Annotated in this window: 1 pseudogene; it reads right to left on the minus strand. The window is 39.9% G+C overall.

From position 1 onward, the window contains the following. Positions 1-275: 275 nt before the first annotated feature. Positions 276-818, minus strand: a pseudogene (locus ACYVRH_RS13705) (hypothetical protein); the annotation flags it as partial.

The following is an 818-nucleotide window of genomic DNA, read 5'->3' on the forward strand; positions in this document are numbered from 1 at the left end:
CACAACGCTTTTTTATGATTGCTTGTATTTGGCAAAACTCCAGACTAAAAGTACGCTACCTATAGCGGTGGACGGGAGTATATCGACACTATGAAAAAGTGGTGTCAGTTACAAGTTTATTTTACCAGCGTGTTTTGCTGTATTCCAGTAATGAGAAGGGACGGAAAACGAGTACATTTTAAAGTAGTTGATTATCCGTTCAAGTAATTAGTGTCTGTCTACAAAGTCGGTTACTTTGTGGACAGATTTTTTTACTTTGGTAAAACTACAGAATATTAAAAATTCAATTCCAATTTCATCAGCGGATTTTTAAGCAAGTCGGAAAGATTAAACTTTTGCCTTGTCGCTGTTTCCAATACGCCAGTATAAGTGCCATACATTGTGTTCATTCCGTCATACTCATAGATAAAATAATTATGCGTGGGCGTGTAATAATGTAGGTATGTGTGTGTAGGTTCGTTTTCCCTAGTCTCGCCAAGTTTAGGTATTAATGGAACTAAATTATAGAGCCTGTCCAGAGCAACGGCATAAGCCCCGATGTAATGTAAAATGTGGGCAAGTTGGGCAGGGGGTATCAAATTGGAAATTGTAAAAGGAATGGTAGGCAAAAGCGGTATCGGCTTTTTGTAGAAGCGGTCAAAGTCCACCAAGCCAGTAATCCCTCGTTTTTTATAAAAAGCCCCTGACGCTTTCCAGTTTTCGGGAGTATCGGCAAGCCCGACAACAACGGCATTTTGGTCGATGTAGTTATCAATAAAATGGTACTCTTCATCAGTCTTAACCGCTCTTGAAAAAAACCTATCCCCCCACAGGTGATC

This window comes from Treponema sp. R80B11-R83G3 (assembly GCF_054786115.1).